Annotated in this window: 21 protein-coding genes and 1 pseudogene; all 22 read right to left on the bottom strand. The window is 39.9% G+C overall.

From position 1 onward, the window contains the following. Positions 1-18: 18 nt before the first annotated feature. The 22 genes and pseudogenes from GT508_RS10530 to bioD all read right to left on the bottom strand — a co-directional run bounded on the left by GT508_RS10530 (position 19) and on the right by bioD (position 24,660). Positions 19-576 carry a hypothetical protein gene (locus tag GT508_RS10530; RefSeq protein WP_161144184.1) on the bottom strand — a complete coding sequence of 186 codons (558 nt, stop codon included), beginning with the start codon at positions 574-576 and terminating at the stop codon, positions 19-21. Continuing rightward, complete coding sequence (locus GT508_RS10525) at positions 573-1,028, bottom strand: C-GCAxxG-C-C family protein (protein ID WP_161144183.1); 456 nt, start codon at positions 1,026-1,028, stop codon at positions 573-575. The genes GT508_RS10530 and GT508_RS10525 overlap by 4 nt, the downstream gene beginning before the upstream one ends. A 53-nt stretch (positions 1,029-1,081) precedes the next feature. Next, the gene (locus GT508_RS10520; protein ID WP_161144182.1) at positions 1,082-1,582 is read right to left on the bottom strand and encodes a YkgJ family cysteine cluster protein; all 501 of its coding nucleotides are present in this window, start codon (positions 1,580-1,582) and stop codon (positions 1,082-1,084) included. A gap of 198 nt (positions 1,583-1,780) precedes the next feature. Further along, a pseudogene (locus tag GT508_RS10515) lies at positions 1,781-3,034 on the bottom strand (AAA family ATPase); the annotation flags it as partial. Positions 3,035-3,103: 69 nt separating this feature from the next. Next, a complete protein-coding gene (locus GT508_RS10510) occupies positions 3,104-3,874 on the bottom strand; it encodes an alpha/beta hydrolase (RefSeq protein ID WP_227097102.1) in 771 nt (256 codons plus the stop codon). A gap of 16 nt (positions 3,875-3,890) precedes the next feature. After that, positions 3,891-4,613 carry an ion transporter gene (locus GT508_RS10505; protein ID WP_117598304.1) on the bottom strand — a complete coding sequence of 241 codons (723 nt, stop codon included), beginning with the start codon at positions 4,611-4,613 and terminating at the stop codon, positions 3,891-3,893. 224 nt (positions 4,614-4,837) lie between these two features. Further along, on the bottom strand, positions 4,838-5,674 hold the full coding sequence (locus GT508_RS10500) for an NUDIX hydrolase (protein ID WP_144099902.1): 837 nt from the start codon (positions 5,672-5,674) through the stop codon (positions 4,838-4,840). Positions 5,675-5,857: 183 nt separating this feature from the next. Beyond that, entirely contained in the window at positions 5,858-6,559 is a 702-nt protein-coding gene (locus tag GT508_RS10495; protein WP_161144179.1) for a hypothetical protein, read from the bottom strand. Positions 6,560-6,641: 82 nt separating this feature from the next. Further along, complete coding sequence (locus GT508_RS10490) at positions 6,642-6,983, bottom strand: arsenate reductase family protein (protein ID WP_055182302.1); 342 nt, start codon at positions 6,981-6,983, stop codon at positions 6,642-6,644. A 206-nt stretch (positions 6,984-7,189) separates the two neighbouring features. Next, positions 7,190-8,296, bottom strand: a complete 1,107-nt coding sequence (locus GT508_RS10485; protein WP_161144178.1) for an RNA-guided endonuclease TnpB family protein — start codon at positions 8,294-8,296, stop codon at positions 7,190-7,192. Continuing rightward, positions 8,293-8,661, bottom strand: coding sequence for an IS200/IS605 family transposase (gene tnpA / locus GT508_RS10480; protein ID WP_144099900.1), 369 nt, complete (start codon positions 8,659-8,661; stop codon positions 8,293-8,295). Before tnpA ends, GT508_RS10485 begins: the two co-directional genes overlap by 4 nt. Before the next feature lie 274 nt (positions 8,662-8,935). Beyond that, entirely contained in the window at positions 8,936-10,993 is a 2,058-nt protein-coding gene (locus GT508_RS10475; RefSeq protein WP_161144177.1) for a hypothetical protein, read from the bottom strand. Positions 10,994-11,506: 513 nt separating this feature from the next. Then, positions 11,507-12,949, bottom strand: a complete 1,443-nt coding sequence (locus tag GT508_RS10470) for a glycoside hydrolase family 32 protein (protein WP_006427688.1) — start codon at positions 12,947-12,949, stop codon at positions 11,507-11,509. A 21-nt stretch (positions 12,950-12,970) separates the two neighbouring features. Further along, the gene (locus tag GT508_RS10465) at positions 12,971-14,890 is read right to left on the bottom strand and encodes a PTS beta-glucoside transporter subunit IIBCA (RefSeq protein ID WP_055283136.1); all 1,920 of its coding nucleotides are present in this window, start codon (positions 14,888-14,890) and stop codon (positions 12,971-12,973) included. 193 nt (positions 14,891-15,083) lie between these two features. Beyond that, a complete protein-coding gene (locus GT508_RS10460; protein ID WP_227097101.1) occupies positions 15,084-16,073 on the bottom strand; it encodes a LacI family DNA-binding transcriptional regulator in 990 nt (329 codons plus the stop codon). Between the two features lie 292 nt (positions 16,074-16,365). Further along, the gene (locus GT508_RS10455) at positions 16,366-17,571 is read right to left on the bottom strand and encodes an ATP-binding protein (protein WP_243144106.1); all 1,206 of its coding nucleotides are present in this window, start codon (positions 17,569-17,571) and stop codon (positions 16,366-16,368) included. 178 nt (positions 17,572-17,749) lie between these two features. Then, on the bottom strand, positions 17,750-18,277 hold the full coding sequence (locus GT508_RS15080) for an ADP-ribosylation factor-like protein (RefSeq protein WP_279283729.1): 528 nt from the start codon (positions 18,275-18,277) through the stop codon (positions 17,750-17,752). A 1,282-nt stretch (positions 18,278-19,559) separates the two neighbouring features. Further along, positions 19,560-22,049, bottom strand: coding sequence for a DEAD/DEAH box helicase family protein (locus GT508_RS10445; protein WP_161144174.1), 2,490 nt, complete (start codon positions 22,047-22,049; stop codon positions 19,560-19,562). After that, positions 22,019-22,633 carry a class I SAM-dependent methyltransferase gene (locus GT508_RS10440; RefSeq protein WP_330576918.1) on the bottom strand — a complete coding sequence of 205 codons (615 nt, stop codon included), beginning with the start codon at positions 22,631-22,633 and terminating at the stop codon, positions 22,019-22,021. The genes GT508_RS10445 and GT508_RS10440 overlap by 31 nt, the downstream gene beginning before the upstream one ends. A 175-nt stretch (positions 22,634-22,808) precedes the next feature. Then, positions 22,809-23,465 carry a 3'-5' exonuclease gene (locus GT508_RS10435; protein WP_055181745.1) on the bottom strand — a complete coding sequence of 219 codons (657 nt, stop codon included), beginning with the start codon at positions 23,463-23,465 and terminating at the stop codon, positions 22,809-22,811. After that, positions 23,462-23,788, bottom strand: coding sequence for an HIRAN domain-containing protein (locus tag GT508_RS10430; protein WP_118309159.1), 327 nt, complete (start codon positions 23,786-23,788; stop codon positions 23,462-23,464). Before GT508_RS10430 ends, GT508_RS10435 begins: the two co-directional genes overlap by 4 nt. A 203-nt stretch (positions 23,789-23,991) precedes the next feature. Then, positions 23,992-24,660 carry a dethiobiotin synthase gene (gene bioD / locus GT508_RS10425; protein WP_161144173.1) on the bottom strand — a complete coding sequence of 223 codons (669 nt, stop codon included), beginning with the start codon at positions 24,658-24,660 and terminating at the stop codon, positions 23,992-23,994. Positions 24,661-24,671 lie beyond the last annotated feature (11 nt).

Genomic DNA, 24,671 nt, shown 5'->3' with positions numbered 1-24,671 from the left:
TATCTTATCCGTACGATTTTAGATTCTTTTATTCTGTACGGTTATAAGCTGTTCTTCAAAAATCCTCCGGTATTCCTCTTCCACCTCACCAAATGCTCTGACCTCATACCTCAGATCAATATGCAATTTTGGCGCTTCGCTCTCCTGTTTCTCTCCCAGAAGAAACGTCAGATCATACCATAACATTGCCTTATCAATCGCATTCAACTGCATCTTCTCTTCCGGTGTCAGGTCCGAACCGAGAAATTTTTCATAAATCATAGAAAGCATACGTTCTTCGTGTTCATTATATTCCAGCAGTTCCTTCTTAAAAGGCGACGGAACATCCGACATATAACACTCACTTGCATCGTGAAGCAGGCATGCAAGCACCATCCTATCCGACAGACCTCTCGCCTTTGCCTCTTTTGCACAGCAAATGCAATGTTCCCCGACCGACCAGAACGTCTTCACATGACCATTTCCTCTGCATATCAGGGACAGCGCATGTGCAATATCTGCTATGTCAAATAACTCCGGATCTGGTTCTGTTGGTTTAAAATGTTTTCCTGTGTAGGTCGTAATGTATTCGCTCATTTTCTTTTTTGCTCTTTCACATACTCTTCCAGAATCTCTGCTGCCCTTCTGCATGCTTTCACACAAGGTCTGCTCTGATAATACGCTTCCGTTCTGACCGCAGGCTCTTCCAGATCTTCGCCCTTCTCCAGCCCAAGAAGTTCCCGGCAAATTAGACTTCCTTCCGATTCTTCAAATGCTCCACAAAGCTTCTGCACAAGTACATAAAGCTGCTTTTTCCCCGCTGCATCTTTCGGATCGTCATATCCGTACAGATCACCGATTACCATGACCATCCCCGTCACGGCACCACATACCTCACGCAGCTTGCCAAATCCCGCTCCGAACGGGCTTGCTTTTTTTGCTGCCTCTTCCACTGTTATTCCCAGTTCTTCCGCAAATGCTGCATAGACCGACTGGCTGCAGTTGTAGCCTGTGCGGAAGAGGGATTCTGCTTTGTCTGCTTTGTTCATTGATTTTCACCTCCGGTTGTAATTACCTTTTTATCATTCCATTTACATTATCATCAATGAAAGTTATATATTTTCTTTAACCGTTCCCAGATCTCATATGCTACAGGACACACCGCTATCGCATCAAGCATACCATACAAACTCCCCAAACGTCCCGGTTGATCCGTATATGGATACTTCTTACAGCCATCCGGCTTGCACTCCTCTAAAAGACATTCTCCATTCTTTTGAAGAAAATCACATGGTTTATTTTTCGTTAAATAAGTCCCTTCTGTCTCATCTTTTTCCAGATATGTCTGAACAAATTGCGGCTCTTCCATCTTAAGATACTCTGACACTTCCTTCACTTCATCTGCCGTAAGTTCCGCACAATACTCTTTACAACAGTTACGGCATCTGCCGCAATCGAAGTTTTCAAATAATTCTTTGTGCAGTTGTAAAAATTGCTGGTCCAATTCTTCTTCATCCGCATTGCATTTTAAGAAGCTTCGGAATCTTAAGTTCTCTTTTTCTTTCTTTTTTGCTTCAAAATGTATTTTTCTTGCCGGGAGCATACAATCACTCTTCCTTTATTAATATCTCTTACGTTTATTACTTTATATTTTTTATCAAATTTTCAATTTCTGTTTTCAACTGTTTTAAAGCTTCCACGTCCTGTCTGGCTCTGTTCAATTCTGTATCATTAGTATTAAGCCATCCAATCTTTTTCAACTCTTCAATTCTCTTGCGTATACTTTTTACTTCGTCTTCTAAATTGTTGATGCATATTCCTCATGTATTTTTTCTATCCGTTCTGCAACCGCTTCACCATCCATATCTAACGTTGCATCTAATAACAATTCGGATTCCTGCTGGAAAAGTAACATCTCGTTCCATCGTTTTCTCCGCGTCGCACGAATCAGTTCCTGCCGGATCTCCTCGTTCGGTACAAACGCCATCCTGGAAGCACCCGAATATCCCAAGTAACCCATATGAATCAGATACGTCAGGACATCGTCCTTATTCACAATATTCGCAATGTCATTCTGAAATGAAGCAACGTCCACTTCAACCGCTGCCCCCGACAACATTTCAATAATTGCAGTCTTTAATCCATCAAAATCCATATTAATCAATGGAACGATCGAATCATAGGAAGCCGTTCCAGACCAGTAACTATGAAAATTTCCATCGGTCATCAGATTTACGACTGCGTTTGGATTATAGACATGATATTTTCCTAATTGATAGCCATCATACCAGCGCTTCACCTCTGAAAAATCCTTTTTATATTCCTCACAAAGTTCTTTTACTTCTTCCTCTGTGAATCCAATATAAGAGGCCAGTGGTCCCGCATTCAGCATCGAATATTCACGGAAATTATTAAGTGCCGATTGTGTTCTTTCTTTTTTTATCGGTAAAATTCCTGTAAGATAGGCGAGCTGGATATATTTCGTAGGTTCCGTTCCCTTGAACATACTTCTCAGGAAACGGATATATTCATCCTGTACTTTCTTATTTGCCGACTCATCCCGGATAAGCACATCCCATTCATCAATGATAATAATAAATTTCTGTCCTGTCTTATCCTTAACCCGTGAAAGCCCATCCGGCAAAGATCTTACATCCTCAGACAAAATTTCCGGATAAATTTCCCTCAATTCATCCAATACTATCCTGGTAATATATGCTACAACATTTTCTGCTTCTTCACAATTGGTCAGAAACCATTGTACATCTATATGGATCACATCATATTTATTAAGATGCTTCTTAAAATCTTCTGTTTTTCCTATCTCAAGATCAAAAAACATCTCTTCCGAATCTGCACCTTTGCTATAGTATGCTGCAAGCATATTCGCCGCATATGATTTTCCAAACCGGCGTGGACGACTATTGCAAATATATCCGTCTGTTGAGTCCAGTACATCATTCATGCAGGCAATTAAGCCCGTTTTATCTATATAGATTTTTGAATTCAGTGCTACTTGAAATGCACTGTTATCCGGATTCACAAATCTTCCCATATATTACACCTTCTAATCTACCTCTATACTGATTATGATACCATGAAACCTTAACACCCTCAACTTATATTATAAGCCACTTTTCACTCCAAACATCCATTTCACACCCTTAGCCAGCCTTTTCCCCGTATCTGCAAAATGCCCTCCCGCATTCCACTCTAAAACCACGGATTCCACCATCGAGTCCTCCTGTAACAGCCCTTCCTGCGCCCTGATCCTGTCACCGACCGCTGCCATTACTTTGTTCTTCGTCTTCTCTTCTTTCCCGCCAAGACTCAGATACACGCTACATTTACTCTGAATCATATGATCCCTCACATAATGATCCCAGTCTGGGAACCACAACGAACCCGAACAGCATACAATTCCAGAAAACACGTCACTTTCATAAGCTGCCCATAGCGCGAATAATCCGGCAAGCGAATAGCCCATCAGCCAATGTTCCCTGTCCTTCACACCAAAAGTCCGGTCAATATGTGGCACACATTCCTCTGTCAGCCATCTCAACGTCTTCAGACCTTGTCCGGCGAAGCCTTCCTTTCCGAATACCGCCGCTGCTTCCCAAGGCGAAAAATCCCGATTCCAGTCTTCCACCTGAAATGCGACGAGCAGGAAATTTTGTTCCGGCACAAGTTCCAGTAAAGACTCCCACAGATGTTCTACTTCGTTCGGCTGATGTGAATACATGCCCCAGAAGATGACCGGGCCGCCGGTTCCGTTCTGAGCGAGATGTAGTTTGATTCCGTTTATTGTAATATCCTGAATCATCCCGGCACTCCCGCCGCTCTTTTCTTTTGTTAGCTCCGTTGTAAGCATTTGCTTTTTCTCTTTATTTTCCATCTGCAATTCTCCTAAATTACAAAGATTCATCTTTATTAATCTCTTCCATATACCCGGCTGTAACAATGCCTGCCGGCAATGCCACAATTGCAATTCCAAATACCGACGATAACATCGTAATCACCTTACCAATCGTTGAAACGGCATAGATATCTCCATATCCAACCGTAGTCAGCGAAACGGTCGCCCAGTATACCGCATCAAAAAAGCTTGGAAATGTTGCCGGTTCTACATTAAACATGATCAGTGCCGAGATCACTATGTATCCTATCGCCAATCCGCCTACTACCAGCAACGCCTCTCTCTGCTTTTTGAATACATTGATAATGATATTAATACTCTTAGAATATCTGATCACTTTAAATACTCGGAATACCCGGAAAGTTCTGAACAACCGGAAGAGCCTTAATAACTTCAGGCTGCTGTTCAAAAGCGTTACTGATGGAAGGATCGATACCAAATCGATTACCGCCATTGGTGTAAACGGATATTCGGCAAATGATTTCTTTCCTTTTTTCAATTTCAGGTCCGCCGTTAATAATCTTAGAATATAGTCTATGATAAATATAATAACCGTAACAAAATCTAACATTTGCGTAAGTTCATTTGCGTTTCTAACGGCAAGCGGAATAATACTTACTACTATGACGATCATCATCATCCAGTCATATAGCTTGCTTAGTGTATTTTGTTCATCGGCTACTTCGATTATGTCGTATAAGGATTTTCTCCATTTCATAAAATCACTTCCTGTTCATATTTTCCCGAAGGGGATATTCCATCCCGGACGATAAAGTCCCCTTTCAGGTTTTCATACTGCATACCGGACTTTTTTACAAATTCTATTGGTTGTACAGAACTTACAGGCATCGTAATACTCAATCTGCATTTCCCACACTTAAATCCTCTGATCTATCCATCTTCATCATTTGCATGCATATATACTTCTCCTTCTACTGTAACTTATCTTCTCTCCCGATACAACTTCGCCGGTCTATGCCCGGCATCCCCAGTCATCTCCCCGGTATCTTCTACCAGATCAGCCACTTTTCTTCGAAATGCCGGAACCAGAAGCTTCGTATCCAGCACCGTCTCATGAATCTGCTGCAATTCTCTCAGTGTAAACTTCTCCGGTAAAAGCCGGAACGCTATATGCGTCTCCGTAATCCACTTGCGAAGCTGTACGATTGCATCTGCAAGAATCAGCTCGTGGTCAAATGCAAGGTCATCACTTTCTATCGTCTTGAATTTCTTCTTTACATCCCACTTCGAAGTTGTCTCTTCTAATCTTGCATGAAGCTTCTCATCCCCATGTGTCAGACACAGATTCCATATACCGGCTTCTTCCTGAAATGACACATCAAACCACTTTGCATCCGAAGCATCATCTCCTGCCTGGATTATTTCGTGTCCAGCATTAACAAGCGCCATGAATCCATTGCTGATCACCCATCTTCTCGGATCACGGTTTGGATTGCTGTAGGTACCGAACTGTTCCAGGAAATTACAGTTGCAGTTTGTCTCTTCTTTTAATTCACGTTCTGCGGCTTCGCCGATGGTTTCATTCGAACCAACGAATCCACCGGGAAGGGCATAACAGCCTTCATATGGTGCCGCACCTCTCTGGATTAAAAGTACCTTTAACTCTTTCTCGGCTATTTTTCTGTAATTATCTTCTTCTTTATCAAACATTCCGAAAATGACGATATCTGCAGTCACGGATGGTTTTGGATATTTTGAATCATCGTAAGTCTTTACAAATTCTTCGTTAGCCTTTTGCATTTCTGATTTTTTCCGCATGATTACTACCTCTTTCTTTTTTCGTCCTATATTATTATCTTTATGATAGTATCACTTTGATAGTATGTCAATATATAAATTTACGCACACGAAAAATGTCATCTCATCTTCTAACGTTCTTCGTGTACGTTTATCCTCTTCAGATACTTCACTACCTTGCTTATTTGTTTTTACTGAATCTTTTCACATATACTTCTTCCGCGACAGCCATTTCTGATCAATACACTTCACTTCCCCATCAAACCGGATATGTAAATGCACCCCGCCAGATCTCTGATTAATCTTCTCCACAATTCCATGTCCGAATTTCGGATGTGTCACCGCATCGCCAAGCTTATACTGTACCACTTCATCCTTTTTCTTCTGTGCAGTCTTCAGTTGCTGATAAGTATCCCGGACCGGCACGGATTTATCATGAATTCTTTTCTTTAATACCTTATCATAATCATGATTCATAAGCGCTTCTCCCGCCTTATAATACGGCGTCGGCGCCGCTCCGATAAGAGAACAGCAGTATTTCCACGCACTTCCGTGCGTTCCCGCCTGCCATTTATACTTTTCGGGAATCTGCATATTGTACTGCATGTAATGGGCGTATTCGTGTTTGAATAAATCTATGCGATCCTCTTTGGACAGCGGATTCTTCACACCATATGCAATAAACAACAGCGAAAAATGAAAATGCTCTTTTTCATGTGCACTTCGTCTAGTGTAAGATCCCAGTGTGTCCGTATCATATCCAAATGTTATCGGTACTTTTGCCCCGTTTAAATGGAGTTTTCTGTCCATTTCTTCATATAGATTTTGTATTAATGCCCGTAAAATCGGGATTTCTTTCTGCAGGCGCTGCCGCAGGAATTGGTCTTCTCGGTTGTAATCTATCATCTTCTCACTCAGTATTCTTTCCTTAATCTCAAATTTATTTGTTATTATTTTTGAGTTCCTTTTTTACTTTCTTTATACTCTTTTATTTCCAGTTTTTCCAGATATCTGGCTGATATCCTACTGTTGCCTGTTTCCCGTTACGCACAATCGGTGTCTTGATCACCTTTTGATTTTCCAGAATCTTTTCTGCTTTATCTTCCTCTGCAAGATAAGTAATCAACGCAAGCAGATCTTTATCCTTGCACTCCTGATCGATCAGTTTTTCATATCCTCCGACAGCCTGGCATACCGAATTGAATTCACCTTTACTCAGACCTTTTTCTTTCATATCTACGAACTGGTACTTAATTCCGCGCTCTTTGAAAAATCGTTCAGCTTTTTTGCTGTCGAAGCTTTTCTTGGTTCCGAAAATTTGTATGTTCATTTTTGTTCCTCATATAATTACTCATCATAATAATTCCATTTTAGGGTGACATGCTCCCACCACTTAAATCACAGATTTTGAAGTGAGGGCTTCTTGCTCAATGGCTCTACTGAGCCAAGTATCTACAAGCTATCCTCGCGTGCCCCGCGATTCATTTTTACCCAGTTATGGGATATTTTCATTGTCTGGATACAGACACTTCCCATTTATCCTGCTAACAACATGCGGCGTGCTTCTTCACGTATATTGATTGCCGCATTCAGATCCCGGTCTATCCGATTTCCACATGTACAAAAATATACTCTGTCCGAAAGTTTCAGTTCTTTCTTTACACTACCACATTTACAGCATTTTTTACTGGAAGGGAAAAAACGGTCTACACGTACCAATTTCTTTCCTCTCCATGTCAGCTTATATTCCAGCAATTCCCGAAACTTTCCGTAACCGTTATCCATGACACTTTTCCCAAAATGCATACACTGGCTCATTGCTTTCATATCAATATCTTCTACTGCAACAACATCATATGTCTCTGCCATTTCATGACTCAGCTTATGTAAGAAATCTTTCCTCTGATTTCGGATTTTTTCATGACATAATGCAACACGTTTTTTCTGTCGGTAATAATTATTGCTTCCTTTCACGCAATGGAATAACTTTCTTTGTTCCCTTGCCAGCCGCTCCTCACTTTTTCTGAAGTATCCTTCATTTTCCTTCTGTATATCTTCAGAAAACACAGCCATTCCATGCATTGCATAATCAATTCCTAGTATCTTTGCGTCTTCATAATCTAATTCTTCTGCTTGGTTTTCACAGTCATTTTTTTCATATAATAGACTTGCATAATACTTTCCAGATGGTTCCATACTTATTGTTACAGATTTCAGGCAATATTTTTCTGGAATATCACGATGTTTTTTCATACGGATCCATTTCAACTTCGGTAGTTTTATCTGATGATCTTCTACCTGAATATTTCCATTGACCACATTTGTCGTATAGCTTTTTCGGCTCCTGTGTTTTGATTTGAATTTTGGAAAGCCAATCTTTGGATCCCTGAAAAAATTCTTATATGCCTTTTCCAGATGCATCTGCACATTTGCAAGTGCCAGGGAATCCACTTCTTTCAAAAATGGATATGCTTTTTTATACATCGCCGGTGTATTTCGCAGCATTTTTTTCGTTGCTTCATATTCCCGTATCTTATCATTCAACATCTGATTATATAAAAAACGACAGCAGCCAAATGTTTTTGCGAGCAGAACTTCCTGCTCTCTGTTTGGATATATACGAAAATGGTAAGCTATATTCATCTTTTTTTCTCTCCCTGCGTCTCGATATAATTACGGATAACATCAATCGGTGCACCACCCGCTGTCAACAGGCAGAAACTTTGACTCCAGAATGCTTCCTTCCAAAGTCTTTCCCTGATCTGTGGATATTCCTTTTTTAACAAACGACTGCTTGCACTTTTATACGCATTGATAAATTTACTGAGTTCTGATTTTGGCTGTGCTCGAAACATAACATGCACATGATCAACATCATGATTCCATTCTTCCAGTGTGATTCCATAATCAGGTGCAATACGTTCCCAGATCTCTTTTGCACGTTCCGAAATCGGATCATCTATTACTTTTCTTCGGTATTTTACAACCATGATCAGATGATAATACATCAAATATACTGAATGTGCATTTGATCCATTTTGTCCATATAGTCAGTCCTTTCTATCCTTTCGACTGATTGTAGTATACCACACTTTGCATTACAGAACAAGTGTTCTATCTTCTTTTTCTGCAATTCATCTCCCACCTATAGAGGAAGGAGAATTCTTGTTAACTTTTGTTAAATTTTTGGGGTGTTTGCTTTGCATTAGTTTTAAAAAGCTCCATTCTTTTTTAGAACGGAGCCTTGTGATATACAACTCAGGTGATTTTCTTAAAAACAAATCATTTATTTCCGAGAATAACTGCTATCTTAATTTCTTTTTCTGTATCACTAAGATCAAATTCTCCTCCATCTTCTACCATAACATGCACTTCATATAATGTATCCTCTGTAAGTTTATCCGGCAATGTTCCATCTTCTTCCTGAATATGCCATAACTCTGCAGGAACTTCTTTTAATTTATTCTCTTTATCATATGCATATAATGTAAATGTATCTGCTTTTCCTGCAATTCCTTTCATTCGTATTGCCACAGTAGTATTTGGATGTACATTTTCTACTGTAATCGTATTCAGCCAGCCTGCAACATTTCCTTTCCCGCCGGCTTCTGTAAATTCTTCTTGTGTTAGTACATTTCTCTTTGCCTTGTCTAAATCTACTTTTCGATAAGGCATCTCCGGCAGATAAACAAATCTGTCCTGCAATCTTAAGAGCTCCAGATATCCTGTCGGGCAATATAATGTATTTCCACTATTTCCTGCATACATGCCGATTGCCATATTGTTGTATCCCGGTTTATCTGAGACATCCATTGTAAATGCTGTTTCTCCTGTTTCAAAATCTAACATGATGAATTGCCACATGCCACTTTCCAGATCCTGAACATAACCATAGATATAACCTGTCGCTGTAGAAAGCTTCATCATAGATGTATCACGGATATCGTTTCTGCACCAGATACTCTTCATTTCGTATCCGTCCTTTGTCTTAATGGTATCGACACGCTCTACTCCCGGCACAACCATCTTATTTCCCTTCTTCAACCAGTTTACATCGTAAATATTTTCATAGGTCTGTATAGAAGAATCGTTGTCTGCGTCCGCAAGTTTAGCACTTCCGGCTCCAAACCAGTTACATACGATTGTGCTGACTGTACCTTCTCCGTTATCATATACCATTGCTGAATTTTCTACCGACACCTGCATATTTTCCGGAAGCTCATCGATTACCGGCATGCTTGCCACTATTTTCCCGGTCTTCATATCTAATGCCAACAGATTTACCGGATCCTGATTATCTGTAAACATAACTAATTTGCTTGTCAGAGATGGTGAACATCCACCTCCCCAGGCAAGACCTCCGCCTGTAGTTTCATCTCCCTCTTTGCTGTCTTTCGCTCCCACGCTTTCATATGGGGTACACCACTGCACCTGTACACCATCTTTTGCATTTAATAAATAACAATTTTGATTCGTTAATATAACTGCACCTTCCTTTGACGATGCAATTCCATTCTCTGCACCTTCGCCAGGCTCCAATTCATATACAAATGTAGATTCTTTCAGATCAACATGTTCTCCCTTTAAGATGGCATCAATTGCTGCCCTTGAAATGTATCCCATTGCACCTTGCTGTTTACGTTCCGGATAAATACGGAAACCGCCTGTAGCAAACCATAAATTTCCTTCATAGTCAAAAACTACAGATAATAAGTTCTGATCCAATGTTTTCCCTGTAATTTCTTCTGCCGCTGCTTTAATATCAATATCCAGCACTTTTTCAAATTCCGGAAGGACATTTCCCGCATCATCTGTTGCTTTCAACATAAGCACGTGGTTGTTGCTTGTCGGACATACCAGGCGATTGCTCTCATCTACAAATGAATATGAGCTTTGTATCACATATCCTCCGCCATCATGCTTTGCCGGTGAAAAATAACCTTCTGTCTGTGTTTCATCCGCATTAATATCACGGATAGCCAGTCCTCCTTGAAATGGAACAACAGCATGTCCATATGTATCAAAAAATACCGCCGGAGATGCATTTGGATTTACTTTTTCATAAGAAACATTAATCTCCGGATAAATATCAACCGGTAATACTTCATCTGTCGTATCTGAATTATAACAGTCCTGATGAACATTGGCATCACTCTTTGCCATATATGGATTATCATCAATTGCTTTTGCCGTAATCGGCTTAATTGGAACAACTCCATTTTCTTCTGTTGTCTTCTGCTCTGATTTTGCCTCCTCTGTCTTTGATGTACCATTTGCACATCCCGATGTGAGCGTAATTGCAGATATAATAAACGCTAATAGTATTTTTCTTCCTTTCATTTATACTTTCCTCCTTTTTCCAGCCTTTGTCATCTACTGCTTTTATTATAAAAAAACACTTCTCGTTTTCAATCGCTCTGTCACGAATAGTCAAAAAATAGCACGAATTGTAAATCCGCCCCGTAGTTTGTCTATCTGCTTTATGTTAAAATAAACGCATGAGAGAAAGCTTTTATATATTTCTTATTTGAAAGGGGGCATACATAATGAACAATATTCTTCGCCCGACACTTGAACTTACTGTAATTATCCCTGGGATGATTCAAATATCTCTGTTTTATACATTTTGCAATTTTCTCTTTGCTAATATGCTAGTACAAAGTCAGATACAAAAAACTTGCCACCTGCTACTTCTTACAAATGCATGGCAATACATAAAACTTGCCACTGACAGCATCTCTTGCATACTATGGTATAAAAAATGTGGACTGGCACCTCTTTTTTCAGGAACCTGTCCACATTTTTATTTTCTTTTCCGTATATTCACCTGTTATATCTTATGCAGTCCGGAATCTATTTTTTATATTCAACCTCGAATGATCCAAGTTCATATCCATGAACGCTTCCCTTTACCTCTCTGGATACAAGCTCTACTTTCTGTTCAAGATGTTCACTATATACTCTTGTTGTCAGAACCGTTTCCCCGTTATTAATGAATATCTCAATGGCTGATGTATCCGAAAAGATGGTAATATCCGAAAGCTCTTCCACCTTAGCAAAGCGCTGCTTTCTTCCACGTCCGCTTTCTCCCATCGATAAGGTAAAAAGCCCGTCCTTCCAGCTTATTGTAACATCTTCACGAAGCTTAAGCTCCAGATTTTTTGCTTCTTCCACGTCAAGTCTCAGTTCAAAACAGCAGTCCGCAGGCGCCCACTTTGTAAATGCTTCCAGTTCGCAGGTAAATGCATTTTTACGCAGATCTTTCATCTCCTTTAATGGATGCTGTAAGATCTTTCCATCTTTCCATTCCAGTTCTCTTGGCATGGTAAGTGCATGGATCCAGTCATATGCAACCGTTGCATCATTATCATAATCTGCATCCGGAATCCCCATCCAGCCAATCAGGATTCTTCTACCCGCTTCATCTGCAAATGTCTGTGTCGCATAGATGTCAAATCCTTTGTCAAATTCCTGAAATTTTCCAAAGCTGTATGATTTGTTCTTCAGGTCAAACTCTACCGGAAAATATCCACACTGGTACACATTCTGGTAATCATATCCCTTCTGATCTACTCCCTGTGGACAGCATGTCATAATCTGCTGGCCGTCAATCTCGAACAGATCCGGGCATTCCCACATATAACCAAATGGCTTTGCTGTCCGCACTGTATCGTACCATTTCCAGTGTTCCAGATCGTCGGAACAAAACAAAAGTGCACAGCCATAAGATTCCGCATCACGGCCTCCCTGGATCATATAATAACGGCCGTCTTTTTTATAGATTTTTGGATCTCTGACATGCTTGGACATATTCACCGGATAATCATCATTGGTCATTACAAGCTTCTTGTATGCAATATTCTTTCCATCCGGACTGAATACGTGAATCGTATTCTGTTCCCGTCCATTCATGATATAATCATAATCTTTATCCCAGAGTTTTACATTTCCTGTGTAAAAATAGTGAATTCCATCTTCACAGGTATAGGCTGATCCGCTATATACACCGTCTCTGTCCCATTCTTCGTCCGGATAAAGGAACGGCTCTTCTTCTTTATAATGAATCCAATCCTTTGTTGTGTAATGTCCCCAAAGCTTCGTTCCCCATCCGGCAAGAAATGGTGTATATTGGAAATAAATATGATTCACACCCTGAAATTCACACAGACCATTCGGATCATTCATCCAGCCTGTCGGCGGCATCATATGAAAGTGAAGTCTGTTTTTATCTTTTTTTACATTCTCCCTCATACTTTCATGCTTCGGATATTCTGTTAAATATGTCTCTTTGTTCATCTGTTCCTGTCCACCTTATCCTTACACGATTTCAGCCATCTTATCATTTTTTGCAATATGTTTTTCTTCTGTTTTGATGGTCTTTCCTTCCGGAAGCTCTGTGAAGATAACAAGAATCTCCGGAGAGTATCCATGCTTCTTCACCAGGTCGATGTCAAATCTGATAAGTGCTTCTTCTGCTGTTACTTCCTGTCCTTCTTTTACAAGTGTCTCAAATCCTTCACCGTTCATATTGACGGTATCTACCCCGCAGTGAATCAGGATCTCTGCTCCATCTGCAGTTGTAAGTCCGATTGCATGTCCGGTTGGATATACGAGTGATACGGTTGCCTTACATGGTGCCATAACGGTTCCGTCTTCCGGAAAGATAACGACACCGTCTCCAAGTACCTTGTTTGCAAATGTCGGATCTGTCGATGCTTCGATATCTTTTACTGTTCCCTCTGCTGCTGCATAGACTGCACCAGGCTCTTCTGTAATAACTGCCTTTGTTGTATCATTTTCTTTTGTATCGTTCTTTTTGTCATTTTTATTCTTATCCGGTGCTGACCACATTTTTCCAAAGATGACTGTACATACAAATCCAATCATAATCGCGATTGCATGTGCAATGATGTAGTTAATGTACCCGTGATGTGCCGGATTAGCAATTGCCATTCCAGGAAGTGCAGTTGTACCGAATCCAAGAGCAGTAAGCTTTGAATAGTATACATATGCACCTGCAACTGCACCACCGATACATCCACCGATCAGTGGAAACTTGTAACGTAAGTTTACTCCGAAGATTGCCGGTTCACTGATACCAAATAATGTCGAGCAGAAACTTGGAATACAAAGCTCTCTGGCTTTTAAGTTCTTCCAGTTCAGGGAAAGATAACCAAGTACCGCACCACTTTGTCCAAATAAAGCTACAGACATCAGTGGATTTAAAAAGTTTGTTCCTGTCGATGCAATAAGCTGTGCTTCTACCGCACCGATAATGTGATGAAGACCTGTGATAACTACGATCTGCTGAACTCCGGCAAATAACGCATACCCGAATGCTCCCAGATGTTCTGTACTCCACATCAGTCCGTCTGTGATTCCATTAGAAAGAATTCGTCCTGCCGGACCTACAAGTGTAAAAAGTAATACCGTAGAGATAAATACTGTCAGCATTGGTGCAACCAGAAGCTTGATTACATCCGGAATTACCTTATTGAAGAATTTATCCAGTTTCGCAACTACAAATCCCATCATAAGCGCGATGATGATTCCTCCCTGGAATCCTACCATCTCAATCTTCAGTCCGAACAGACGGATAACTTCTATATCAACGGTTCCCTGTGCAGCCTGGTAAGCATTGGCAAGAGAACTGTCTAACATGATTGCTCCGATTACCATACCAAGAACCGGATTCCCGCCAAATCTTTTTACGGCTGAATAGCATACTGCCATTGGAAGGATTGCAAAGATACCTGTAGACGCAAGACTTACCAGCCGGTTGATCGCATATAAGGTATCATGTGTCTTTACTACTTCAAGTCCGCCAAGGACGCTTGTAATTCCCATCAGAAGGGCTGCTGCAAGAAGTGCCGGCATGATTCCGATAAATACATCAGATAACGCTTTGATCACTGCCTGAAGTGGATTCTGCCTCTTCGCACTTTCTTCCTTCAGATCTCCCAGTGACATATTCTGTGTATTCGTATACTCGGCAAATACCTCATATACATCATTCACTGTTCCAGCTCCAAGGATCAGCTGTAACTGATTACCTGCTATGAACGCACCTTTTACTTTGTCGATATCTTCCAGTTTTTCAATATCTGCAAGATCATTATCTTTCAATACGATCCTGAGTCTGGTTGCACAGTGTGCTGTTCCCTGGATATTATCCATTCCACCAATATTGGCTACGATCTGTTTTGATATTTCCAGATACTCATTGTTCTTTCCCATTTCTCTTCTCCTTGTATTGTTTTGTTTTGGAACCGGTTCCGTTCCTATGTTTTTATTATATACATCAGCTTTTGTATGTCAACACAAAACGTCACTGCAATTTCATTTTTGGAAACGGTTCCAAAAATTGATATCTAAATTTGTCTATATTGCACAAAAGCAGATCTGTCAAATTGACAGATCCTCCTGATTCTCAGTTCTCTTTTACACTTTTTCTTTCTATAATTTCATACGGGTTGACCTGAAGCGGGCTTACCGGCTTTCCTAAAATCATCTGGATCATCGACTCAGCACTGATCTCCCCCCAGTTCTTCCAGTCAAATTTTACCGTCGTAAGTGGCGGCTGTAACAGTTCTCCTGCTTCGTAATCGCCAAATCCTACCACGGATACTTCTTCCGGTATCCGTATACCTTTCTCTGACATTACTTTGTACACGCCAAATGCGATACGGTCTGTTGCGCATACGACTGCCGCCGGTGTCTTCATATGATCTACAAATTTCTGTACATTTTCAATTGCATTTTCATAAAAGAACGTTGTCTCTATGACTTCTTTTGGCTTTTTCTCACAGGACATAAGTCCATCGATCACTCCATGGCGTCGTTCTCCTCCTACTGCCGGGTCATCTTCAGGTACCCAGAGCATATAAATCTCCTTGAACTTACGTTGTCCGATATAATTACCCAACGCATATCCTGCATTGTAATCATCATTAATGACAGAATTCTCTCCCGGGAAGCGTTGTCCAAGAAACAGGATTGGAATTTTTAACTTCTTTACTGCTTCTTCGTATTCTTTTGTGCTTCCCGTCGCAAGAACCATAATTCCATCTACATTCATATTCTTCAGCCGTTCGATACAGCGTATTTCTTCTTCGATATCATTTTCCGTATGCATGATAAGAGGTGTATAATCATTTTTCTTAAGATAGGCAACGATTACTTCTACAAGTCTCGGTGTTGTTACCGAGTTAAATCCAGGTACCGTAAGTCCTATGATCCGGCTCTCTTTTGCATTCAGCCTTGCAAACAGATTCGGCTCATAATTATTTTCTTCGATGATTTTTTTTATCTTCTGGGCCGTTGCATCTTTGACGCTTCCCCCGTTCAGATATCTTGATACAGTACTTTTTGCCACACCGGACATCTGGGCTATATCATTTATTGTCAGTTTTTTTTCCAAATTATTTTCCCCCATAGCGTCTATTTCGAACCTGCTTATAATACAGAGAACCTGCCAGTGACAGCTTCTTCCGGACACATGCCGATTCAAAATGTCTTAATATGTATTATACTCTTCTTTGAAATTTCCTGTCAAATTATCTCCTGTCCGAAATAGAGGATTCACACAAAGATTTTCAAGGGTTTGCGGAGAATTTAATAACAAAATATAACAGTTATTAAATCTCTTAAAACAGGTGAAATCTCAATCGGGATTTCTTTCTGCAGACGCTGCCGCAGGAATTGGTCTTCTCTCATTTTTCTCTTTCTCCGCTATAATATAACTGTTTTGGACTCTTTGGCTTATCTGGAATACTCAACTTAATTACGCCAGCTTCTACTAATGGATTTACATACGTCTGTATAGCATAAGTAACAGAATTTAACCCCAGATAATCACAAATTTCCTTTCTTGTACGCGGTGTTTTACAAAATACTATTAAATTATTTGTTTCTTCATCATTTGACATATCTTCATAATCATTCTTTGATTCTTTATATAGTTTTACAATAAAACTTCCTCTTTCATCCAAGAATTCTGGCTGTCTTAAGTTATATTTCTCCATTTCCATCCGGATTGTTGGAATTCCCGAATACCTGTTTTCTATTATTCCCAATGTTTCAAGTGCCGATGCAAGTACCGGATTTCTTGTATCCGGTTGAATTTTTCCTAATTGGTCAATAGTGATTCTTCCATATAATCCACCTGGATTATGTATTTCAATCCTGTCTTCAAACATTATAAGTTGAATCGGCATTCCTTCTGTATGAATACTATAATCACGATGTACTAATGCATTTATAATAGCTTCTCTAACCGCTGTTATTGGATAGTCTGTTCTGTCAGTTCTTCGTCCGGTTGTCGGACTTATAATTGTCTTTGTCCGCATATTGCGTTTCACAAATAATAATGCCTCATCCAACATTTCCGGAATTGTTCCTTCTATTCTCTGATTATCCGAGAATCTTTCCCCCATGTCGCCAAGACTTCCTATTGTTCTCCCAGGAATTACAATTGCCGTAATACACAATTGTGGAAAATATGCCTGTGGATATGGACTAAAAAGCAAAGTCGCACTAAGCGTTACTTTCTCTCCTCGCTTTATGCTCATAAGTTCATAAATACTTTCATTATCAAGTGTTGCTAATCTTTGTTTTCCTCTCTTTAACAGTTCAACATAACGATTCAGTTCTTCCTGATCCAATGACATTAATGTTACTCTCGGAACCTCACGGATATCGTCTTGATATTTTCTTCTATATGCTTCATAACTATATATTTCGTATTCTGTCATCGGTTCATCACTATCCCCAATACGGGTATAGGACCCCTTCAACCTTCCACGTCCTTGATAATAGCAAGGTCTGTCTGCCAAATCTATTCCGGGAATTTCAGCAGAAACAAATTTTTTATTTTCCTTCTCCACAACTGTAATAAGCGGCCGTACAACCGGATTCATCTGCAAGCATTGCTCGTTAATTTTCTTTTGAATGTCCTGAGCATCATAAACACCAACTTCTTTATAATCTTGTTTCTCATCAATTATTATTCTTATGAACTAAAAAAGAACTCAAATTTATACTTCAAATTTGAGTTCTTTTTCATTTTCAATGTCCACTTATTCCTCTCTATATTTTCTAGTCCATCTCTTCTTCAATCTTCTCCGCAACCGCCACATCCGCCGGCAGCCACTCCACATCCGTAAGCTCCTCCCTGGTCAACCACCTGGCAGCCTCATGCTCCTTCAGCACCAGATCCGCAAAACTTTTTATATTATGTAACCAATATCTTGCCCTTTCGTCTTGTGTATTATCTCTTGCATTTACAAATACCACATACAACGTTCTTTTAGTCAAAAACATTCTATGCATAGAGTGCATTATCTCTTGCCCTCCAAAATCCCAATAATGTATTAATATCTCCTCCCCATTTATCTCATATTTGCAATCTTGAATCGAAATTCCTGGTGTTGATTCTCCCGAAAATTCCTCTTGCATTTCACAATTATTCAATAAACGTTGTATAGAAAATGTTTTTCCTGCACCTCCATCTCCCAAAAAAACAACTTTTGCTTCATTTAACTTTTTTGGTATACGTACTCTATTATTATTTTTAAACCATGCTGAAATAATTGTTCTTGGCTGTTGTAAAACACTTTCATCCATATTATCAATCTTTGTGTTAAATAAATTTATTCCATTTCTTTTTCTTGCCTCTTCGTCAATATTAAAATTTAATTGTAAATCTAATATTTCAGGCGGTAATGAATCTAAATGCATATTACTAATCCCTAATTTCCTAAGATTTTTTAACATACATATATTAACAGGTATCGTTTTAATTCCTATTCCATCCATTACTAAAGATCTAATTGTGTTTGGAAACATAACTTTATCCAATGTTTTAATATTTGTATATGAAATATTTAATGATGTCAATGCTTCTAAATTCATCACTTCATTTATAGTTTCTATTCTTGTATCTCTGCAATTTAAACTTTCTAATTTTTTTAACTGCTCTATCCCTTTCAACGAAACGATATCTGTTTCTTGTAAAGACAATCTCCTCAAATTAGGAAATATTTGTATTGTTTTACAAGATTTGATTTTTGTATTAGATAGATCCAAAAATTTGCAATTTCTCCTTACTTCATCACCTTCCAGATCACTAATTAATGTATTTGACAAATTTAATACATATATTTCAGGGAAATTATTTAAATCCGGATTTTTTTCTATAGATGAATTATTAAGATAAAGTTCCCGAAGTCCTGAAATTTTCTCTATTCCATTTACTAGACCTAAATAACGGTTATTACTTAAAACCAATTTATTAATTTTATCAAATTCACTTATGTCAAGTTCATTAATTGAAGTAAATCTAATGTCCAAACATTTAATATTTTTATTTATTTTTTCCAACAGCTTAAATTCTTTTGTTTGCCATGAACATATATACAACAAAATAGCTTCTTCCATATTGATATATATGCCCCACTTTGTTTCTTCAATTTCATAATCATTTTCACCTTTTTTACTTCCTATAAAGTGAACTTCTTCAATATTTTCAAAATCATATATATACAATTCTTCCTTACTTAATCTTTTATATTTTCCCAATTCACTCCATTTTATTGCTTCATTTGGTGTTGACGCAAAAGAAACTATTTTTCTCATTTTTTCTCCTTCCTTTTTATATCTCAATAACTTTATTTATTAATATTGTGCCACTTCATAAAAAATAAAGCATAACTATATAAATTCCATGTATTTTTGAAAGAAAACGTTCCCCTATAATTTTACTCTATTTTTCATTTACAAACTCTTACTTATAAATACACATAACACTCAAAAATCTGTCGCTTTTTGTCACTTTTTCTATTATTTTTCTAAAAAATCCCCTATATCAAAAGCTGACCTTTCCCGTCAGCTTTAATCCCCATCTCTTCTACTCTTTTTTGTACCTCCGCCGATAATACTCCAAACTCCTATACCCCAGCACATCCCCCATCTGCTCACCAAACGCCATATTCCCAACAACGTCTCCAATCTCATCCCTCAACGCCAACGCATATCCATCCTTCTCCACAAAGAATCCTTTCCCTGACGCCTTCAAGTATCGAATCGGCATCCTCTTCGCCTTACTCAAATGCTGTTTATCCGTCACTTTCTTATAATCCTCATAAGTATTCACATTCGGGAAATCCTTCCAGTTCGTCCCTGTATCAAAGAATTCCTTCCAACTCTCCAATACCTCTTCATCCGTAACCGCAAGCCGGATATTTCCATGATTATAAAAGCTGTAAAGGATCGGCATCTTATACACTTTCTGCATCTCCGTAGTTTCGATCGTCTGAATGAATTCTCGACCGATTCCCGCATATAACTTCTGCTCATCCTCTGATAATTCACCCAGTTCATACAGGAAATCAAGATAATGCTGGAATGGATTTTCTTTCGCATGACTGCCGCTGACACAAATCCGGTAAATCTCATCATCCATATAAGTGAATAAATCCATTCTGCTTGGCCGCTTTCCGTCCAGTAATTCTTTCACACGATAATATTCCTGCCGGATCTGCATTTTCAGTGTTAATTTCTTCTTATCTATTTCCTTGAACAGATCGATCAGACGCATGTCAAAATCAACGATACAGTCATCCGGATATTCCAGATCCTGATACTCACAGAATCCTTTCTTGTTAAATGACTGCTCTCCGCTTAACAACAGCGGTGCCTTCCCCGCTTTCTCATAATTTCCGATGAAATCCAATACATTCAGATATTCTTTTCCTTTATATAGACGAAGTCCTCGTCCCAACTGCTGCAGGAATACGACCGGGGATTCCGTCGGGCGCAGGAACATTACCATATCCAGGGAAGCGATATCCACACCTTCATTGAACATATCCACAGAGAAGATCACCCGTATCTCTCCGTTCTTCAATTTGCGGATAGCTTCGTTACGCTCCTCGGCATATGCTCCATTTTCACCACTGTATACTGCTGCGGATGCGATTCCTCTCTGACAGAATTCTTTTGCCATGTCTTCTGCATGCTGTCTGGAACAGCAGAATCCGATTGCACGCGAAGAACAATATTTTCGATAATATTTGTAAATCAAATCATATCTTCTTTCATTTCCGATATAAGCCTGATTCAGCTCCTGCTCATCATAGCGCCCCTTCACGATCCGCAGCCCGGAATAATCCGTCTCATCATACACGCCGTAATAGTGAAATGGTACAAGCATTCCTTTGTTGATCGCTTCTTTTAAGGAAATCTGATATGGCACGTTATAATCACAGATTTCGTAGATATTTTTTCCGTCCATTCTTTCCGGTGTTGCTGTTAATCCCAGTAAAAATTGCGGCTGAAAATACTCTACGATTCTCCGGTATTGATCTGTAACCGCATGATGGAATTCATCAATGATCACATAGTCAAAATAATCTGCCGGAAAATATGTCTCATTCAAATATTCCGGTCTTCCGAGTGTCGCCACCGATGCGAAGATAACGGATTTATCCGTATCCTTTTCTTTTCCGTCAAAGAATCCATAATCCTCCGAGTTCCGCACATTTTTGAAAGAAACCGCCGCCTGCTTAAAGATTTCTTCTCTGTGTGCAACAAATAACACCCGTTCATATTTTGCCGAATCAAATGCAGCAAGGTATGTCTTTCCGATTCCGGTGGCCGCATATACAAGTCCTTTCGTCGCACCTTCCATGCGGCTTTCCTGTAACGCATATAGTGCCTCTATCTGTGCTCCCCGCGGACGGTACAACATTCGGACATTTTCAGCATTCCTGTCCTCATTATCTTCTGTAGCGTCATATTTCGTCAGATCCTTGGACACCGCCGGCTTCTTCCATGCCTTGGAATATCGTTTTAATTCTTCATCATCTATAATGATCGAATGGTTCAGAAACAGATCGTCAAATGTAGCATAGAACAACTCATAATTCTTTTTGTCCAGTGTATCACTGAATCTGTAATTCCATTCGATTCCTGAAGTTAACGCACTTTTGGAAATGTTCGATGATCCGATGTATATTTCATTCGAAGATTCATAATGAAATATATAAGATTTTGGATGAAATGAGCGTGATGTTTCATTATACAGGCGCAGATCCACACGGTCGCCGAGCTCGCTCTTGATCAGATATAAGGCCGACGGCTGTGTGATCCCCAGATAATTCCCCGTCAGGATACGGATCTTCACGCCCCGGTCCAACGCCCGCTTCATATCATTTAAGAGCATCCGCACACCCGACTCCATCAGAAATGAGACGATGATATCAATCTGCTTCGCCTTTGCCATACTCATTTTCAGTTGATAATATAGATACCGGCTCCGGTCTCTGTCCCCGGTCATTACATTCGTAGATTCGATCTCATATGTATCTATTCTTTCCTCAAAATTAGATTGAGCCATTTTTCTTCTCCCCGCCCCGGACGTACATCTGATGTAATCCATTGTTCTTCTATCTCTAATTCATCCATGTCCTGAATCAATTTTGCAAATGTCTCTTCTGTCATATCTGTAAAATATCTGCCGTTTCGTTCGCCCTCGAATGTCCCGTACTTGAAGGATGTGTAAATGATTCCGTGGGCTCGAAGAGCATTTGTCATCTTCATTATAATGTCTTGCAGTTCATTTGCCGGAACATGAAGGATTGATGAGCATGCCCAAATTCCGTCGTAGGCTTCTTTTTCATTCAGGTCCCGGAACAGCATGTGTTTTACCGGAATGCCTGTATATTCACTTGCGAGTTTGCATAGTTCCTGTGAGCCGTCTATGGCAGTGACTTTGTACCCTTGGTTCAGGAAATATTTTGTGTCGCGTCCGGAACCACAGCCGTAGTCCAAGATTTCCGCTCCCGGATGCAGTTTGTCCAGGAAGTGATTCTGCACGATTCCGAAGTCTACAGATATAGTGCCGGTGATGAATTTTTTTGCGTTTTTGTTGTAGTAGTCCAGTGTTGTGGTTGATTTTGTGGTTTCGTTTCTTGCGTTCACGGTTGCCTCCTGAGGGTGTGATACTTGTTCCAATATTGTCTTGTATTTATTATACTGCATGGGAGTGGATGGATACAAGAAAGAGTATACTCTCCTTCACAAAGCAACCGTACGGCTATTGCCTAAGCGGGGTGCTCGTTTCTTTTTTTATATTCATTGAATATCAAAACATCCCTCACGCCAATTTCAACTCCAATCCCGTAAATAATTCTCCAAGCGTACACGACAGATGTCCCTGCTCTTGCTCTGGCATTTCATAGCTGACTAACTTATACTCCGGATTCATTTTCAACTTTTCAATTAGATATCCTGTATTCACCGCATCATCCAGACCATCATGAAGTCGTCCCTCCGGTTCAATCTCCACCCTGCCCAGTGCTTCTTCCAGACCAATCTTTCGTTCTATTCCGAATCGTTTTACAAATACATCCTGATAATCGATCCATCTTGCTTCACAGACAAAATCCAGAATCCGCTCATCACAGATCTTCTTTGCTTTGATTTCATGAAGCAGCTGTGCTCTGTCGGAACCGCTCCAGGCATAGACTTTATACTCACGATCGCCGATCCAGTCGATCATATGTAGCAGAGCCTCCTCAATACGTGGTGCTTTCTTCACCTGACTATTTCGTATCCCTGTCAGATTCTGAATAAACGGATCGATCACTCCGTGTTCCGGATGTACATATTGGCTAAGCGTTCCGATTCTTTTGAATTCCTCATCCAGAAGAACAGCTCCGATCTGTATCGTCTCATTTGCATATTTATAAGATCGGCTCCGATAATCTCTCGGTACGTTACACATTTCTAAATCTATCACAAGGTAATTCATGCTGTTTCCTCCTGTTCACTTTTCAGACTCTTTTTACAGATCTTGCAGATTGTTCCTGCCGGTGTAACCAATACCACCTTCGCATATGCCGTGTCACCGATCTTGTCATACAGACGACCTGCACTCATAGACTCTCCGATGACTGTATACGAACTATTTGCTACATAACCGATCTTCCCAAGTCCTTCATACGTCACTTTGATTGCTTCCTTGTCATATTCATTATCCGGTTCTTTTTCTAATCTGATCTTCATACCTTTTTCCAGAAAATCATTTCCGAAGTAGTGTTTTGTTCCTGTCAGGGTGATAAATATTTTTGCCATTGTGTGTGCTCCTTTCGCTTTGAAAACGTGTTCATCTGAATTTGATTTATTATCTTATAATTACTTTTATCTCCCGGAATTCTATTTTATTCCCTTTGATGTGTATAGTATAATTCAGGTGGTGGGGCATAATATTCTCACCTCTTTTTATTTCCATACATCAAAAAAGGAAATCAACCGCAGTCAATTCCCTCTTCTCATCATCAATCATACACCCTTTTCAACACTTCCAGATCAACCTCAAGCTCCCTGTCACCATCTCTTACCCTGGCAATCACCGGTACCCCCGTTAATCTCTCGATCATTTTCTCATTATCTTCCTGCATCGCTCCACCCGAGTAATGATTCAGAATGATTCCTTTTACATCCATTCCATGATTGCGGATGTATTCTACCGTCAGGACAACCGCATTGATCGTGCCAAGTCCGGCATCTGCGATCACCAGAGTATTCAGATGCAGCATTTTCACAATGTCTTCCAGCAGGATCTCATGCTCTTCATCCCAGCGGATCGGACATACAATTCCGCCGCTTCCTTCTACCGTGACATAATCGAACTCTTTCTTTACCCTGTCAAAATCTGCTTTTACCGTTTCCGGATCAACCGGATTCCCTTCTATTCTGGCAGCCAGATGCGGAGACACCGCATTTTGATACAGATATGACAGTAAGCTGCTGTCTTCCTGTGTGATACCGGCAATCTTCTTTACATAGCCTGCGTCACTTTCTTCTATGGACTCTGCGCCTGATAATGCAGCCTTATAATAGCCTGCATGGATTCCTGCATCCGCCAGCTTTTTCACGATTAATGCTGTGACATACGTCTTTCCTACATCTGTGCCTGTGCCCGTCACAAATATTCCTTTTGCCATAATCTCATGCC

Source organism: Dorea sp. BIOML-A1, assembly GCF_009875615.1.
GTDB classification, from domain to species: domain Bacteria; phylum Bacillota; class Clostridia; order Lachnospirales; family Lachnospiraceae; genus Dorea_A; species Dorea_A amylophila.
Note: the sequence above shows the minus strand (reverse complement) of the source record. Positions and strands in the feature narration are given on the sequence as shown.